Consider the following 14,007-nt stretch of genomic DNA (forward strand, 5'->3'; position numbering starts at 1 on the left):
CCCCCTTGCCCGATGCGGCGCGCCTCCGCCCGATCGGTTTGGCAGCGGCGTGCCAGCAAAAAGGGGTTGATGCAAAGGGCAGGATGGCTCGAAAGGACAAGGTGAAGGGAGAGGGCCAATCAGAAGCCTGTTGATCGCAAACCGCGGCGAGATCGCGATCCGCATCGCGCGCACCGCTGCTGCCATGGGCATCGAGACGGTCGCGGTTCATTCCGCCGACGATGCCGAAGCGCCACACGTCCGCGCTGCTGATCGGGCGGTGCCGCTCCGCGGCGAAGGGCCGGGCGCCTATCTGGCGATCGATGCGGTGATCGCGGCGGCGCGGGACGCCGGCTGTGACGCGGTTCATCCGGGCTATGGCTTCCTTAGCGAGAATGCGGCTTTTGCCGAGGCCTGTGCCAAGGCCGGGCTGTTGTTCGTCGGACCGGAGGCGCGTCTGCTGGCGCTGTTCGGTGACAAGGCCCTCGCCAAGCGTCACGCGCGGGCGGTGGGCGTACCGGTGCTGGCCGAGGGGACGGACGTAAGCGGGCCGGTGGTGGTGAAGGCGCTGGCTGGCGGTGGCGGGCGCGGGATCCGCGTGGTCCAGGATCGCGCGACGCTTGCGGCGCAGATCGAGGCCGCGGGCGCCGAAGCGCTGGCGGCGTTCGGATCGGCCGAAGTGATGGTTGAGCGTTACATCCCCGCGGCGCGGCATATAGAGGTTCAGCTGGCGGCCGATGCGGACGGCCGGGTGATGGCGCTGGGCACGCGCGACTGCACGGTGCAGCGGCGGCACCAGAAGCTTATCGAGATCGCGCCGGCCCAGACGATCGAGCCAGCACTTGCCGAGCGGATCGAGCGCGCCGCGGAACGCCTGCTGGAGGACACCGGATATGTCGGCCTGGCGACGGCGGAGTTCCTGGTCGACAAGGAGCGCGCTGCTGATGATCCGGAGGCGTTCGCCTTCCTCGAGGTGAACCCGCGGCTTCAGGTGGAGCATACGGTGACCGAGGAGGTGACCGGCCTTGACCTCGTGGCGCTGCAGCTTCGGTTCGCAGAAGGGGGCAGCGTTCCGGCGGAGCGGCCGGGCGCGCGCGGCGTCGCGATCCAGCTGCGCATCAATGCCGAGACGATCGGTGCCGACGGCATGCCGCGTGCGTCGGGCGGCACCATCAGCAATGTCGAGGTGCCCGGCGGGCCGGGCATCCGCGTCGACGGCGCGCTGAAGGCGGGCATGGCGGCCAATCCGCGGTTCGATTCGCTGCTCGCCAAGCTGATTGTCCATGCGCCCGACTGGGACGCGGCGCTGGCGCGGGCGCGGCGGGCGGTTGCGGAGTTCGAGATCGCGGGTGTCGCCACGAACCTGCCGCTCCACGCGGCGCTGCTGGCGCGCGAGGAGGTGGCGGCCGGCAAGGTCGACACCGGCTGGTTCGATCGCAACGTCAGCGACTTTGCGGTGGCTGCGGCCCCGGCGGCGTCGACGGATACGCAGGCGGTTGTGGCGCCGCTGGCTGGCGTGGTGGTGGCGATCGGCGTGCAGCCGGGGGACCGGGTGGTGCGGGGCGCTGAGCTAGGCACGATCGAGGCGCTGAAGATGCAGCATGCCGTTGTGGCGACACACGGCGGCGTGGTGCGGGCGGTCGTGGTCGAGCCCGGGCGGGTGATTGAGGAGGGCGCTGTTTTCGTCTCGATCGAGCCGGCCGACGATGACGATGATGTGGCGGCTGAAGCTGCGGCGCTCGACCTCGACTTGATCCGGAACGATCTTGCCGAGGTGCGCGCACGCCATGCGCTGGGGCTCGACGAGCACCGGCCGGCAGCCGTGGAGCGGCGGCGGCGCACCAACCAGCGCACGGCGCGCGAGAATATCGACGACCTGTTCGATCCGGGCAGCTTCATCGAATATGGCGCGCTGACGATCGCGGCGCAGCGACGGCGCCGGACCCTCGACGATCTGATGCGCAACACCCCCGCCGACGGCCTGATCGGCGGGATCGGCACGGTGAATGCCGCGGATCATGGCGAGGAAGCCGCCAAGTGCCTTGGCCTCGCCTATGACTATACCGTGCTGGCGGGCACGCAGGGCCATATGAACCACCGCAAGACCGATCGGCTGCTCGGTATTGCGGGCGAGCTGAAGCTGCCGATCGTCTTCTATACCGAGGGCGGCGGGGGACGGCCGGGGGACGTCGATTCGGTCGGCGCGACGGGGCTCGACGTGCCGACGTTCAGCCGCTTTGCCGCGCTGTCCGGTGTTGCGCCGAGGATCGGGATCACGTCCGGCTATTCCTTTGCGGGCAATGCCGTGCTGTTCGGCAGCTGCGACATCACGATCGCCACGCGCGACGCGCATATCGGCGTCGGTGGCCCGGCAATGATCGAGGGCGGTGGGCTCGGCGTCTATTCGCCCAAGGAAGTCGGGCCGGTCGAGGTGCATTGGAACAGCGGTGCGATCGACGTGCTGGCAGAGGATGAGGCGGAGGCGACCGATCTCGCGCGGCGGCTGCTGTCGTTTTTCCAGGGGCGGGTGGCGGGCGGAGATGCGCCGGACCAGCGGCTGTTGCGGCACGTGGTGCCAGAGAATCGGCTGCGCGTGTTCGACATCCGCCGCGCGATCGACGGGCTGTTCGACACTGGTTCCTTCATCGAGCTGCGCGGTGGCTGGGCGAAGGGGATGATCACCGGGCTGGCGCGGCTGGACGGCCGTGCCGTGGGCGTGATTGCCAATAATTGCCGCTACTTGTCGGGCGCAATTGACGCGGAAGGTGCGGACAAGGCGGCGCGCTTCTTCCAGTTGTGCGACGCGTTCGGCGTGCCGATCGTCTCGCTGTGCGACACGCCTGGCTTCATGGTCGGGCCGGAGGCGGAGAAGACCGCGCCGATCCGCCGTGCCTCGCGCATGTTCGTGGTCGGGGCGGCGCTGTCGGTGCCGATCTTCACGGTCGTGGTGCGCAAGGCATACGGGCTCGGTGCGCAGGGAATGGCGGGCGGATCGCTCCACGCCGGGCCGTTCACCGTCGCCTGGCCGACCGGCGAGTTCGGCGGCATGGGGCTCGAAGGGGCGGTGCGGCTCGGCTACCGCAAGGAGCTGGAGGCGATCGAGGATGCCGAGGCGCGAGAGGCGCGATATCAGGAACTTGTCGCGCATTCCTATGAGCGCGGCAAAGCTGTGTCGGTGGCGCAGTTCCTGGAGATCGACGCGGTGATCGACCCGGCGGATACGCGCGCCTGGCTGCTGCGCGGGCTCGCTTCGACACCGGCGCGCCGGTCAGGCCGCTATATAGATACGTGGTGATTGGGGCGACAATGATCGAACTATACCATTGCGCGGATGCGCGAAGCTTTCGCGCGCTGTGGGCGCTGGAGGAGCTTGGGCTCGAATACAAGCTCCACCTGCTGCCCTTTCCCCCGCGGGTGCGCGAACCGTCGTACCTCGACGTCAATCCGCTCGGCACCATTCCGCTGCTGGTGGACGGTGAGACGCGGATGACGGAATCGGCTGCGATCGTTCAGTATCTCGCGACGCGTGCGGGGCCGAACGAACTGGTCGTGGAGCCTGGCTCGCCCGACTATGGCGCGTGGCTCAACTGGCTACATTTCGGCGAGGCGACGCTGACCTTCCCGCAGACGTTGGTGCTGCGATATCGCATGCTGGAGCCGCCGGAGCGGCGCCTGCCGCAGGCGGCGGATGATTATGCGCAGTGGTTCCACTCACGGCTGCGGCATGTGGAGCGGGCGCTGGGGGACCGCGAGTATCTGATCGGCGGGCGTTTCACGGTGGCAGACATTTCCGTGGGTTACGCGCTGCTGCTCGCCAAGAGCCTGAAGATCGACAACGGCTTTCCGCCGCAGGTTGCCGCTTATTGGGAGCGGCTGAAGGCGCGGGATGGATTCGCGCGAGCGAAAGAGGCGCAGAAGGCCGGGGCGGCGCCGTTCTAACGCCCGCGTCCCTGCGATGATCGACCGAACACTGGGCTAGCGAGCCGCGAGTTTGCGCAGCGCGCGTTCGAGGCGATCCGGTTCCTGAGCGCCGTTGATGACGAACTCGCGGTCGATCACCATGGTGGGGACGGAAGCGATCCCTTCGGACCGCCACTCGATCTCGTCGTCGTTCACTTCGGCGGCGAAATCGCCGCGGGCGAGGATCTGGAGCGCCGCTTCCCTGTCCAATCCTGCACCAGCAGCGGCATCGGCCAGCACCTGATGGTCGGAAATTGCACGTCCCTGGTCGAAATATGCACGCAGGAGCGCATGTTTGAGCGCCAATTGCCGGCCCTCGCGCCCCGCCCAATGAAGCAGGCGATGCGCGTCGAACGTGTCGTAGAGCCGATCCGGTCGGCCAGCCATCGACACGCCGGCTGCCTCTGCCGCCGCCCGAACGCCGCCGCCGCGGCTGCGCGCCTGTTCGGGCGTGATGCCATACTTGCGGGCGATGTTGTCGGCCGCCAGCTCGCCCTCTGGCGGTAGCCCGGGGTTGAGCTGAAGCGGGTGGAAGACGAGTTCCACCGGTACCTCGTCGCCGAGGCTGGCGAGGGCGCGTTCGAGATTGGCGAGGCCGATCAGGCACCAGGGGCAGACGACGTCGGAGACGAAATCGATGCGGAGCGTGCGGCCGGTCATCGCGCGACGCTTTCGATCGCGTCGACGATCTGCGGGATGACTTCCACCGGCACGTTGTGGCCCATGCCGCGCACCTCGACGAGCCGCGCGCCGGGGATGCTTGCGGCGGTATCGCGACCGCCGTCGAGCGGGACCAGCGAATCGTCGCTGCCGTGGATGACGACCGTGGGCGCGGTGATCGCCTTCAGCCGCTGGCGCCGATCCCCGTCGGCGACGATCGCCGCCAGCTGGCGCGCGAAGCCATCGGGGTAGTTCGAGCGCTGGATCGTTTCGCGGACCCGGGCCTCCAGCACGTCGTGCGCGACGGGAAAGGCGGGGCCGGCGAGCACCTGGGACGCGCGGACGCCATGGGCGACGAGCGCCTCCAGATCGTCCGTTTTGGGGCGGTTGACGAGCACGTCCATCGCCTCGCGCGAGGCGCGCGACAGCCTGGGATTGCCGGTGGTGGACATGATCGAGGTGAGCGACAGCGTGCGATCGGGATAGGTGGCGGCGAAGATCTGCGCGATCATCCCGCCCATAGAGGCGCCGACGATGTGGGCTTTCTCAATCCCCAGCGCATCCAGCAGGCCGGCGGCGTCCGCCGCCATGTCCCCGAGCGTATAGGGTACCCGCGGGCGCAGGCGAAGCAGGCGCTGGAGCACGAGCATGCCAATACGCGGCGGGCGGGCGTGGTCGAGCTTCGTCGAAAGGCCTACGTCACGATTGTCGTAGCGGACGACGTGGAAGCCGCGTTCTACCAGCGCCTCGACGAACGGGAGCGGCCAGAGCGTCAGCTGCGCGCCAAGGCCCATGATGAGGAGGATGGTGGGATCGGCGGGATTGCCGAACGACTCATATTCCAGCTCGATGCCGTTCGCGCGCGCCTTCATGGCCTCTCCTTCAGGCGGTGATTATCGCACCAGCCTCCACCCGAAGCGGCCATGGCGTCAAGGCAGTGCCGGGGCAGGGGCCGCCAAGGCACGCGCCGCTTGCGATATCGAACAGCGCGCCGTGCCAGCTGCACGCGATGCGATCCGCGGCGACATAATCGTCGAGCTTCTGCGCGAGCGGCAGGCCCATGTGCGGGCAGCGATCGACATAGCCGAATACCTGATCGCCGCGCCGCACCGCAAAACCGTGGAAGCGGCCGGCGCGCATTTCGATGACGAAGCTCCGCGCGGCGCCGTCCGCGATCTGATCGAGCGGGCCGAGCGCGATGCCGGCCGGGGTGGCGGAGAGGCGCTCGGTCAGGGCAGCTTCGCCTTGGGGAAATCGGCCCAGCACGCATCGTAATCGGACTGGGCGTGCTCCAGCGCGAACGCCGTGGGGCGATAGGGCCAGCAGCTTTCCAGCATGAAGGCCATGGTGCCGCCGATCTTGTGCGGCTTCAGATCGGCATTGGAGGCCGCGTCCCACGTCGCCTTATCCGGCCCGTGGCCGCTCAGCAGATTGTGGAGCGACAGGCCGCCGGGGCGGAAGCCCTCGGCCTTGGCGTCATAGGCGCCGGTGATGAGGCCCATTGCCTCGGACATGATGTTGCGGTGGAACCAGGGCGGGCGGAACGTGTCCTCCGCCACCATCCAGCGCGGCGGGAAGATCACGAAATCGGCGTTGGCGCGGCCCGGCACATCGCTGGGCGACGTCAGCACGGTGAAGATCGACGGATCGGGATGGTCGAAGCTGACGGTGTTGACGGTGTTGAAATGCGCGAGATCGTAGCGCCACGGCGCGAGATTGCCGTGCCACGCGACGACATCGAGCGGCGAATGATGCAGCTCCGTGCGCCACAGGCTGCCGAGATACTTCTGGATCACCTCGATACGTTCGTCGCGATCCTCGAACCAGGCGTTCGGCGTCTCGAAATCGCGCGGATTGGCGAGGCCGTTCGCACCGATCGGGCCGAGATCGGGCAGGCGGAACATCGCGCCATGGTTTTCCAGCGCATAACCGCGCGCCGAACCATCCGGCAGCAATGCACGGAAGCGGACGCCGCGCGGGACCAGCGCGATCTGGCCGGGGGCGATGTCGATCCGGCCGAGCTCGGTGAGAAGCGCGAGCCGGCCTTCCTGCGGCACGAACAGCAATTCGCCGTCGGCATCGACGAAGACGCGGTTCTCCATGTCGCGATTCGCGGCATAGACGTGGATCGCGACGCCTTCGAGATCGGCGGGATCGCGATTGGCGAGCATCGTCGTCATGCCGTCGATGAGGTCGACGCCAGTGTCACCGGCGACCGGATCCCAGCGCAGACGATTGGGCGCGAGTGGTTCCTTGACGGTGCCGGGCGCGAAGCGTGCCGCGCCTTCGTAGCGGGTAAAGGGCGGATGCTCGGCGGAAGGGCGCAGGCGATACAGCCAGGAGCGGCGGTTCTCGTGGCGCGGCGCGGTGAAGGCCGTGCCGGAGAGCTGCTCCGCATAGAGGCCGAAGGGCGGCTTCTGCGGCGAGTTGCGGCCGATGGGGAGGGCGCCCGGCACGGCCTCGGTCGCGACATGGTTGCCGAAGCCGGGAGTGTAGGCTGGGGTGGCAGTGTCGGTGGGCATCCTCACCTCGGGCGGGTCTTGTTTTGGGGTAGTCAGGGGTGGTGCATGGTGTGGCTCGCCGGGGCGTCAGACGCGGCTAAGCCGCGCCTTGAGCGCCGGCTTAGCTGCGCTGGCCGGTCGGGGCCGAGCGCCTTCGCGCTCGCATTCGGCCGATGCTTAGGCATCGACCTTAATCACGCCCCGACGGATCTGGTCGAGCTCGATGCTTTCGAACAGCGCCTGGAAGTTGCCGTTGCCGAAGCCTTCATTGCCCTTGCGCTGGATGATCTCGAAGAAGATCGGGCCGAACATGTTCTCGGTGAAGATCTGCAGCAGGATGCCCTCGCCGTTCTCGACCGAGCCGTCGATCAGGATGCGGTTCTTGCGAAGCCGTTCGAGATCCTCGCCGTGTCCGGGGACGCGCTTGTCGACCAGTTCGTAATAGGTCTCGATCGTGTCCTGCAGCTTCACGCCGCGGGCGCGCAGGCGCTCGACCGTGTCGTAGATGTCGTCGGTGGTCAGCGCGAGGTGCTGGATGCCTTCGCCCTGATATTCGCGGATGAATTCTTCGATCTGCGAATTGTCGTCCTGGCTTTCGTTCAGCGGGATGCGGATCGCTTTGTCCGGCGCGATCATCGCCTGGCTGAACAGGCCGGTCGCCTTGCCCTTGATGTCGAAATACTTCTGCTCCTCGAAGTTGAAGAGCGTGCGGTAGAACTGGCTCCACACCTGCATCTGGCCGCGGCGGACATTGTGCGTGAGGTGATCGAGCAGATCGAGCCCGACGTTGTTCTTCGCCTCGGCTTCCTGCCAGCCGTCGAACTCGGCCCAATTCTCATACAGGTCGACGCCGTCCTGGATGAAATAGAGGTACGAGCCGCCGATCCCCATGATGACGGTGTCGTCTTCCTCGGTCGGCTTTCCGCCGTTGGCGAGCGCCCATTCGAGCGCCTTCTTCGGATCGGCGACGCGGAACGCCATCGCGCTGGCCGAGGCGCCATGTTCGTTGCGGAACTGCTTTACCCGGCCCGCCTCGTCGCGGTTCAGCATCAGGTTGATTCGGCCCTGCTTGTAGCGAGTGATGTTCTTCGTCGGGTGACGGTGCGTCGGCACGAAGCCGAGCTGCTCGAACTGCTTCGCCATCGCTTCGGGATCGGGCGAGGTAAATTCGACGAATTCGAAGCCGTTGAGGCCCAGGGGATTGCTAGACGGATTGTCGAGGGACATGACGGCACCTTTACATCGTAACAATTGATACGATCATCGCGGCTTGAGCGGATCGTGTCAAATGCTACCGCTAGCGTCATGACCAACCACCTCGTGCTTGACCGGTTCCTGCCCTATCGATTGTCGATCACGTCGAACCTGGTGAGCGACCGGATCGCGCGCGCCTATGCATCGCTGTTCGGGCTCACCATTCCGGAATGGCGGCTGATCGCGGTGATCGCGGAGGTGGAGACGATCACCCAGGCCGAGATCGGCGAGCGTACGCGGATGGACAAAGTGACGGTGAGCCGGGCGGCGATCGCGCTGGTGGAACGTGGCCTCTTGGGCCGGGCGCCGAACCCGACCGACAAAAGATCCCACCATTTGTCGCTGACGCCGGCGGGGCGGGACCTGTACGCCAGCGTCGCGCCCAAGGCACTGGAGCTGGAGGGCCGCATCTTCGCGCGCTTCAGCCGCGACGAACTGGACGGGTTCGTTACGATGCTGCGTCGGATCGACGAAGCAGCGCTGGAGGAATGAGCATGGCCGAGGCACCGCTGATCGCCGGGATCGAACTGGGCGGCACGAAATGCATCGCGATCCTGGCGAGCGGGCCGGATGCCATCCATGAGCGGGTGGAACTCCCGACGACCAAGCCGGACGAGACGCTGGCGGCGCTGGAGGCGGTGATCGACGGGTGGCGCGGGTTCGCCGCGCTGGGCATCGCGAGCTTTGGCCCGATCTCGATCGACCGCAGCTCCGCCGATTACGGGCGCATCACTTCCACCCCGAAGCCCGGCTGGGCGGGGACGGACATCGCGCGGCGCTTTGCCAGCCGATACGACGTGCCGACCGGCTTCCATACCGACGTGGTGGGCGCGGCGCTGGGCGAGGCCCGCTGGGGCGCGGCGCAGGGGCTGGCGGACCTCGCCTATGTAACGGTGGGTACCGGTATCGGCGTCGGGCTGGTGGCGCATGGCCAGCCGGTCGACGGGCTGACGCATAGCGAGCTTGGCCATATCCGGCCGCAGCGGATGGCGGGGGACGACTGGACCGGCGTGTGCCCGTTCCACGGCGCCTGTGTCGAAGGGCTGGCCGCGGGGCCGGCGATCGCGGCGCGCACCGGGATCAAGGGGCAGGAGCTGCCCGCCGATCATCCCGGCTGGGACGGCGTCGTCCACGCGCTGGCGCAGATGCTGCACGCGGTGGTTATGACCGGCGTGCCGCGGCGGATCGTGATGGGCGGCGGTGTGATGGTGGGCAGCCAGTTCCTGTTCCCGCGCATCCGCGCCGCGCTCCACCAGTCGATCGGCGGCTATATTGCCATTGCCGAGGTGGACGATGTCGACACCTTCGTCGTGCCGCCAGCGCTGGGAAACAATGCCGGGCCGCTGGGCGCGATCGTGCTGGGGGAACTGGCGCTTCGCGGGTGAGGGCGGGCGGAAGAGGGTGTAACGCCCGGGCAGCGCGGCCAGGCGGATCATCGTTTACGGGGCGGATCATCCGGTTGGCGCTCCTTCGTTCACCAAACGCTGGCGCAAGCCCGCGGAGTCGATCGCAAAGCCGGCAAATCTCGCCAACATCGCGACGAAGAACCAACGATCGATGATGTGCCCGCCCCTAGAGCACCTTTCGCCGACATATCGTCGCGCGTATGGGGCGTTGAAGTGGTGCAAGCGGGCGAGGGACGCGGCTTGGCATATGCCGCCACAGGGCCAATGACCGATAGGTCGCGAGCCGGCCGATCCGACCCGCTTCGCTTAACTGCCCCTATGGAGGACGCCCATGTGTGGCGAGGAGGGTGAGGCACCCGCCCGGATGCTCCTACCGCCGCGCCGGCGCTTCTGGCTCAAGCGGAATGTCGCTCCGGCGGGCGGCGTATCTCGCGGCTAGATAGGCGGCGCCGGCGCCGGTCAGCGCCAGGAAGCCGACCACCAGCGCGTCGCTCGTCATCATCAGCCACACCAGCCACTCGGGCCGGCCGAGCGCGCCGTAGCCGAGCGCATAGTGGATCGCCATCAGCGGCACCGATCCGGCGATGAGATAGGCCACCGAGCGCCAGAAGCTGCCGGCCATGATCGCGATCGACCGCAGGGGACCGATCCGGGCGTTGCCGAGCGGCCAGGCGACGAACCAGGCGGTGAGATACACGCCGATCACGCTCACCAGAATGCCGGCGGTCAGCGTGGCATATTGCGCCAGCCGCCCCTCCAGCCCCAGCAACACGGCGATCGGCGGGCCGAACAGGCCGTACCATTGGGCGAGCGCCTGCAACGCGAAGATGATGCCGAACAGCGTCGCCGCCGGCCGCTCGATCCGCTTGGCGCGATCCGCGTCGCGGTTCCACGCGATGTAGCGCACGAACCAATAGCCCGGCAGGATCATCGCCAGCACCTTGGCGAAGCCCAGCGTCAGGCGGCGCTGGTCTCCCCAAGCGGCCTCGACGCCGAGGCGATACATGCCGGTGTCGATCTCCACGACATGCTGGGCAAATTCGATGAGAACGGGGATGGAAAAGAGGATCGGCAGCGCCAGCGCGAAAGCCAGGCTGTCCGCGTAGAGACGCTTGATATCCTGCCACATGCGAAGCCCCGCCCTTCCGTCGCCACGATGGCGGGGAGGGGCGGGGCTGGCAAGCTTCGGATGTGCCGATCAGGCGGTCAGCAAGCGCTTCTCGCCCGCGATCTTCATCATCGCCTTCTGCAGCTTCTCGAACGCGCGCACCTCGATCTGGCGGACGCGTTCACGGCTGACGCCATAGACCTGGCTCAGTTCCTCGAGCGTCTTGGGATCGTCGGTCAGGCGGCGCTCGGTCAGGATATGCTTCTCACGGTCGTTGAGGTTGTCCATCGCGGTCACGAGCATGTCGTGCCGGACGTCCGCCTCCTGCGCTTCGGCCACCACCTGATCCTGCAGCGGCGAATCATCCTGCAACCAATCCTGCCACTGGCCTTCGCCATCCTCGCGCATCGAGACGTTGAGCGAGGTGTCGCCGCCCATCGCCATGCGGCGGTTCATGCTGACCACGTCCGCCTCGCTGACGCCGAGGTCGGTCGCGATCTTGGTCAGGTCCTCCGGCTTCAGATCGCCGTCCTCGAACGCGTCGAGGCGGGCCTTCATCCGGCGCAGGTTGAAGAACAGCTTCTTCTGCGCGGCGGTGGTGCCCATCTTCACCAGGCTCCACGAGCGCAGGATGAATTCCTGGATCGACGCGCGAATCCACCACATCGCATAGGTCGCGAGGCGGAAGCCGCGATCGGGCTCGAACTTCTTCACGCCCTGCATCAGGCCGATATTGCCCTCGCTGATCAGCTCGGACACGGGCAGCCCATAGCCGCGATAGCCCATCGCGATCTTCGCGACGAGACGCAGGTGGCTGGTGACGAGCTGGGCTGCCGCCTCAGGATCGCCATGCTCCTGGAAACGCTTGGCGAGCATATATTCCTGCTCGGGCGCCAGGATGGGAAACTTCTTGATCTCGGCGAGATAGCGGTTGAGGCTCTGCTCGCCGCCGAGTGCGGGGATCGTCGCAGGGACGTTGCCGCTTGCCATGATTACCTAATCTCCCTTTCCGGAGAAGCGCCGTCTCGCATAGCAGCGTGGCGCTTTCACCCTATACGTAGAGTTGACTGAACAGTTCCTGCATGTCTGCAGGCATCGCGCTTTCGAACGACAAAGCGGTGCTTGTGATCGGGTGGACGAACCCGAGCCGCGCGGCGTGCAGCGCCTGGCGGCGGAACGAGAGTTCATCGAGCACACGCTTGTGAGCTTGTTTTGTTCTACCATAGACCGGGTCACCCAGCAAGGCATGACCGATCGATGCCATGTGCACGCGCACCTGGTGCGTCCGGCCGGTTTCAAGCCGGCATTCGACGAGCGCGGCGTCGCGCAGCCGCTCCAGCGTGCGGAAATGCGTGACGGCGCGCTTGCCGTTGGCGACGATCGCAACCTTCTTCCGGTTCTGCGGCGAGCGGGCGAGCGGCGCATCGACCTTGCCTTCCGGCGGCATCGGCCGGCCGTTGACGATCGCCTTGTAGCGGCGGTCGATGGTGTGCGCGGCGAACTGCTTGGCGAGGCCCTCGTGCGCCCGATCGGTCTTCGCGGCGACCATCAGGCCGGACGTATCCTTGTCGATACGGTGGACGATGCCGGGGCGCGCGACCCCGCCGATGCCGGAGAGCGATCCGCCGCAATGATGCAGCAGCGCGTTGACGAGCGTGCCGTCGAGGTTGCCGGCGGCGGGGTGGACGACGAGCCCCGCGGGCTTGTCGATCACGATCAGGTGTTCGTCCTCGAAGGCCACCACCAGGGGAATGTCCTGCGCCTCATTATGGGCAGGGGCGGGGGCGGGCACCGCGATCGCGAAGATGTCGCCGGCGCTCGCGCGCTTCGACGGATCGCGCACCAAAAGGCCGTCGCGCTGGACCTGGCCGGCATTGATCAGCACCTTCAGCCGCTCGCGCGACAGGGTCGGCACTGCGTCGGCCAACGCACGATCGAGCCGCCATCCATCGGCAGCCGGTGCGATCGTCGCTTGAATGATGGAAACCCCCCGGTCCATTAGGTGTACTAGATGGGTACGACGGTGCGGATTTCAAGGTCGTTGCTGGAACGGATCGTTTCCGAAGCTGACCGGTCGAGCGACGAAATATGCGGCTTGCTGCTCGGATACGGCGACCGGATCGAGGAGGCGCGGCCATGCCGCAACGTCGATGCCACGCCCGCCGTCCGGTTCGAACTTGATCCTGCCGCCCTGTTCGCGGCGCTGCGCGCGGCACGGCAGGGCGGTCCCAAGGTGCTGGGCCATTACCACTCGCACCCGTCAGGCATTGCCGCGCCCTCGCTGGCGGATGCGGCGGCAGCGGCGCCGGATCGCGCGGTCTGGTTGATCACGGCAGGGGGCGAAATCACCGCCTGGCGCGCGGTCAGCGACGGAGCGGTGCACGGGCGCTTCGATCCGCTCACCCTCGCCATTGCACCCTAGAGTCGGCTGCGTCATGGAACGGCCATGACCATCGATCCCGTTGATTTCGCCAGCCTGCTCTGCTCCCGCCTCTGCCACGATCTCCTCTCTCCGATCGGTGCGCTGAACAACGGCCTCGAACTGCTCGCCGACGAGACCGATCCGGCGATGCGCGAGCGCTGCATGGAACTGCTGGCGGAGAGCGCGCGGACGTCCGCGGCGAAGCTCAAGTTCTTCCGGCTGGCATTCGGCGCGGCCGGCGGCTTTGGCGAATCAGTGGATTCGCGCGAGGCCCAGGCCGCGATCGAGGGTCTGTTCGGCGAGAACAAGCGATTGACGATCAACTGGATGGTCGAAGAACCGCTGCTGCCCAAGACGGCGATCAAGGTGCTGCTGAACATGGCGATGATCGCGGGCGATTCGCTGGTGCGAGGCGGTACGCTGGATATCGGCGGCGAGATGAACGACGGCGCGATCGAAATCGTGCTGAAGGCCGAAGGGCCGCGGATTGCGCTGGACGACGAACTGCGTGCGACCCTGGTTGATGGCCTCGCCAGCGACGCGGTGACGCCGCGCGCCGCCGCAGCCTTCCTGGTACACGAGATGGTGGCGGGGGCGGACGGCAAGGTGCTGGTGAGCGCGCCGGCGGACAATGTGCTGCTGTTCGGGGCGGCGATGCGCGCGCAGTAAGATGCGGTGATTGCGCATCGATCGCATCGAGTGCGGTAAACATCCTTT

At 67.1% G+C, this 14,007-nt stretch carries 14 protein-coding genes; 6 read left to right on the forward strand and 8 right to left on the reverse strand.

What is annotated here, in order from left to right:
- Window positions 1–130: 130 nt before the first annotated feature.
- Complete coding sequence (locus tag ACH0CP_RS02865) at window positions 131–3,274, forward strand: carboxyl transferase domain-containing protein (protein WP_294442897.1); 3,144 nt, start codon at window positions 131–133, stop codon at window positions 3,272–3,274.
- An 11-nt stretch (window positions 3,275–3,285) separates the two neighbouring features.
- On the forward strand, window positions 3,286–3,918 hold the full coding sequence (locus tag ACH0CP_RS02870) for a glutathione S-transferase family protein (RefSeq protein WP_294442895.1): 633 nt from the start codon (window positions 3,286–3,288) through the stop codon (window positions 3,916–3,918).
- A 36-nt stretch (window positions 3,919–3,954) separates the two neighbouring features.
- Here ACH0CP_RS02870 and ACH0CP_RS02875 read toward each other — a convergent pair whose 3' ends face one another.
- The 5 genes from ACH0CP_RS02875 to hppD form a co-directional block, all read right to left on the reverse strand.
- On the reverse strand, window positions 3,955–4,599 hold the full coding sequence (locus tag ACH0CP_RS02875; RefSeq protein ID WP_294442893.1) for a DsbA family oxidoreductase: 645 nt from the start codon (window positions 4,597–4,599) through the stop codon (window positions 3,955–3,957).
- Window positions 4,596–5,471 carry an alpha/beta fold hydrolase gene (locus ACH0CP_RS02880; RefSeq protein WP_294442892.1) on the reverse strand — a complete coding sequence of 292 codons (876 nt, stop codon included), beginning with the start codon at window positions 5,469–5,471 and terminating at the stop codon, window positions 4,596–4,598. Before ACH0CP_RS02880 ends, ACH0CP_RS02875 begins: the two co-directional genes overlap by 4 nt.
- Before the next feature lie 10 nt (window positions 5,472–5,481).
- A complete protein-coding gene (locus tag ACH0CP_RS02885) occupies window positions 5,482–5,865 on the reverse strand; it encodes a Rieske (2Fe-2S) protein (RefSeq protein WP_294442891.1) in 384 nt (127 codons plus the stop codon).
- Entirely contained in the window at window positions 5,829–7,121 is a 1,293-nt protein-coding gene (gene hmgA, locus ACH0CP_RS02890) for a homogentisate 1,2-dioxygenase (protein ID WP_294442890.1), read from the reverse strand. The genes ACH0CP_RS02885 and hmgA overlap by 37 nt, the downstream gene beginning before the upstream one ends.
- Before the next feature lie 156 nt (window positions 7,122–7,277).
- Window positions 7,278–8,327, reverse strand: a complete 1,050-nt coding sequence (gene hppD / locus ACH0CP_RS02895; protein ID WP_294442889.1) for a 4-hydroxyphenylpyruvate dioxygenase — start codon at window positions 8,325–8,327, stop codon at window positions 7,278–7,280.
- A 78-nt stretch (window positions 8,328–8,405) separates the two neighbouring features.
- Here hppD and ACH0CP_RS02900 point away from each other — a divergent pair, with 78 nt between their 5' ends.
- Window positions 8,406–8,846 carry a MarR family winged helix-turn-helix transcriptional regulator gene (locus tag ACH0CP_RS02900; protein ID WP_294442888.1) on the forward strand — a complete coding sequence of 147 codons (441 nt, stop codon included), beginning with the start codon at window positions 8,406–8,408 and terminating at the stop codon, window positions 8,844–8,846.
- A gap of 2 nt (window positions 8,847–8,848) precedes the next feature.
- A complete protein-coding gene (locus tag ACH0CP_RS02905; RefSeq protein ID WP_294442887.1) occupies window positions 8,849–9,739 on the forward strand; it encodes an ROK family protein in 891 nt (296 codons plus the stop codon).
- Between the two features lie 391 nt (window positions 9,740–10,130).
- Here ACH0CP_RS02905 and ACH0CP_RS02910 read toward each other — a convergent pair whose 3' ends face one another.
- The 3 genes from ACH0CP_RS02910 to ACH0CP_RS02920 all read right to left on the reverse strand — a co-directional run bounded on the left by ACH0CP_RS02910 (window position 10,131) and on the right by ACH0CP_RS02920 (window position 12,867).
- Window positions 10,131–10,889 (reverse strand): hypothetical protein, encoded by a 759-nt coding sequence (locus tag ACH0CP_RS02910; protein WP_294442886.1) that lies wholly within the window; start codon window positions 10,887–10,889, stop codon window positions 10,131–10,133.
- Between the two features lie 69 nt (window positions 10,890–10,958).
- Window positions 10,959–11,858 carry an RNA polymerase sigma factor RpoH gene (rpoH, locus tag ACH0CP_RS02915; protein WP_294442885.1) on the reverse strand — a complete coding sequence of 300 codons (900 nt, stop codon included), beginning with the start codon at window positions 11,856–11,858 and terminating at the stop codon, window positions 10,959–10,961.
- A gap of 61 nt (window positions 11,859–11,919) precedes the next feature.
- On the reverse strand, window positions 11,920–12,867 hold the full coding sequence (locus ACH0CP_RS02920; RefSeq protein ID WP_294442884.1) for an RluA family pseudouridine synthase: 948 nt from the start codon (window positions 12,865–12,867) through the stop codon (window positions 11,920–11,922).
- Window positions 12,868–12,879: 12 nt separating this feature from the next.
- Here ACH0CP_RS02920 and ACH0CP_RS02925 point away from each other — a divergent pair, with 12 nt between their 5' ends.
- Both ACH0CP_RS02925 and ACH0CP_RS02930 read left to right on the forward strand, forming a co-directional pair.
- Window positions 12,880–13,290 (forward strand): Mov34/MPN/PAD-1 family protein, encoded by a 411-nt coding sequence (locus ACH0CP_RS02925; protein WP_294442883.1) that lies wholly within the window; start codon window positions 12,880–12,882, stop codon window positions 13,288–13,290.
- Between the two features lie 24 nt (window positions 13,291–13,314).
- Window positions 13,315–13,959 (forward strand): histidine phosphotransferase family protein, encoded by a 645-nt coding sequence (locus ACH0CP_RS02930; protein WP_294442882.1) that lies wholly within the window; start codon window positions 13,315–13,317, stop codon window positions 13,957–13,959.
- Window positions 13,960–14,007: the final 48 nt, after the last annotated feature.

Origin of the sequence: Sphingomonas sp. 179-I 2A4 NHS (assembly GCF_045369135.1) — a bacterium.
Taxonomy (GTDB): Bacteria; Pseudomonadota; Alphaproteobacteria; order Sphingomonadales; family Sphingomonadaceae; genus Sphingomonas.

Bases quoted from the DNA above. Each gene is read 5' to 3' on its own strand.
- ACH0CP_RS02870 (WP_294442895.1), top strand. From the start codon at position 3,286: ATGATCGAACTATACCATTGCGCGGATGCGCGAAGCTTTCGCGCGCTG.
- ACH0CP_RS02875 (WP_294442893.1), bottom strand. From the start codon at position 4,599: ATGACCGGCCGCACGCTCCGCATCGATTTCGTCTCCGACGTCGTCTGC.
- ACH0CP_RS02880 (WP_294442892.1), bottom strand. From the start codon at position 5,471: ATGAAGGCGCGCGCGAACGGCATCGAGCTGGAATATGAGTCGTTCGGC.
- hmgA (WP_294442890.1), bottom strand. From the start codon at position 7,121: ATGCCCACCGACACTGCCACCCCAGCCTACACTCCCGGCTTCGGCAAC.
- hppD (WP_294442889.1), bottom strand. From the start codon at position 8,327: ATGTCCCTCGACAATCCGTCTAGCAATCCCCTGGGCCTCAACGGCTTC.
- ACH0CP_RS02900 (WP_294442888.1), top strand. From the start codon at position 8,406: ATGACCAACCACCTCGTGCTTGACCGGTTCCTGCCCTATCGATTGTCG.
- ACH0CP_RS02905 (WP_294442887.1), top strand. From the start codon at position 8,849: ATGGCCGAGGCACCGCTGATCGCCGGGATCGAACTGGGCGGCACGAAA.
- ACH0CP_RS02910 (WP_294442886.1), bottom strand. From the start codon at position 10,889: ATGTGGCAGGATATCAAGCGTCTCTACGCGGACAGCCTGGCTTTCGCG.
- rpoH (WP_294442885.1), bottom strand. From the start codon at position 11,858: ATGGCAAGCGGCAACGTCCCTGCGACGATCCCCGCACTCGGCGGCGAG.
- ACH0CP_RS02920 (WP_294442884.1), bottom strand. From the start codon at position 12,867: ATGGACCGGGGGGTTTCCATCATTCAAGCGACGATCGCACCGGCTGCC.
- ACH0CP_RS02925 (WP_294442883.1), top strand. From the start codon at position 12,880: ATGGGTACGACGGTGCGGATTTCAAGGTCGTTGCTGGAACGGATCGTT.
- ACH0CP_RS02930 (WP_294442882.1), top strand. From the start codon at position 13,315: ATGACCATCGATCCCGTTGATTTCGCCAGCCTGCTCTGCTCCCGCCTC.